Raw genomic sequence first — 1184 nt, 5'->3', positions numbered from 1 at the left:
GATTTTGATTGCAAACCTTTTATCAGCTTGTGCATTAGCACCAAAGCTCAAACAACCCAATGATAGGAACCGTGTGCCTATTAATAAAACAATCCCTGCCGAAATTAAGCGAGGAGACAGATGAAAAAGTGGTTTATTAAAACAGGGATGATTACCCTTCTGGTAGTGCTGAATTTAACTCTAACGTCTAACTTTAGTTGGGGTTCTGGGAATCAAGATTCAACTGTTCAAACTCCTTTTTCAAAAGCAGAATATCTGAAAATTATTGAGTTGTTAAATCAACAAATTAAAACAGCCGAAGACCAGATCGAAAAAGCGAAAAAAGTTCATCAATCTATAACAGGAAATAGAATACAAAAACCAACAATAGGAGATAATAAGGTTTTTTTCTTACAAGATTCGTCTATCTACCCCTCCCCCCACACCGACTACCAGAACCTGAATGCTCAGCAATTCCAAAATTATAATTATTTCAAACATCTTATGTTGTCTATTCAGCGCGAAGAGAGAAGTAATACTTTCAGGCAGATGCAACCGCGGACAATGCGCGCAATAATTAATACACGCCTTAAATATAGTGGAATTGTCGATAAAGCCGTGAGTTTACAAACTTTCCAAGACGCAGAAAAGCGCTTTACACAAATTGTCAATTTTTTAAATGAAATAGATAAAACAAAAGATTTGAGAGAAGTTTTCGAACTACAAACGCGCATCAAAAATATGTCAGCCATGCTCCAAAATGAATATGCAAAGCTGCAAATGGTCAGAAATTTAAGCAATAATGAAGAGACTCTTATCGAAATACAGAAACGTAAATTGTATGAAAAAATTATAAGCTCTGAAAACAGAAATGTGCCTAACGTAAGATTCAATTAATAAAGCTATTTATAATATTTTCTTTTTTTCATGAAAACAAGAACTCATATAGAGAGTTCAGGGCTATCTCAACAATTCAGAATGGTACAGAGATTTTATCAAAACCAAAATATCATGGTGAAAATTTAAGCAATGTATCAACGCAAATGAAGCGTTTAGCATTTATCGATGTTCCAAGGTGATAAAAAATTAAAAGTTCGTTAAAGAGGAATACCATGAACTTTACCGTGTTCACGCAACTTTTCAATAAAATTGATCAGATAACAAAAACATATGTCACGGATATTTCCTCAAAAGCAATTGTTGTA

General features: G+C 33.7%; 2 protein-coding genes and 1 pseudogene. All 3 read left to right on the top strand.

What is annotated here, in order from left to right; translation table 11 throughout:
- Position 1 precedes the first annotated feature (1 nt).
- Positions 2–124, top strand: a complete 123-nt coding sequence (locus PVV70_RS09665; RefSeq protein WP_273757608.1) for a TrwH protein — start codon at positions 2–4, stop codon at positions 122–124.
- On the top strand, positions 121–876 hold the full coding sequence (locus tag PVV70_RS09660; RefSeq protein WP_273759015.1) for a type IV secretion system protein: 756 nt from the start codon (positions 121–123) through the stop codon (positions 874–876). Before PVV70_RS09665 ends, PVV70_RS09660 begins: the two co-directional genes overlap by 4 nt.
- A gap of 215 nt (positions 877–1091) precedes the next feature.
- Positions 1092–1184: pseudogene (locus tag PVV70_RS09655) on the top strand (trwi protein); the annotation flags it as partial.

Source organism: Bartonella sp. AU55XJBT, assembly GCF_028618525.1.
Note: the sequence above shows the minus strand (reverse complement) of the source record. Positions and strands in the feature narration are given on the sequence as shown.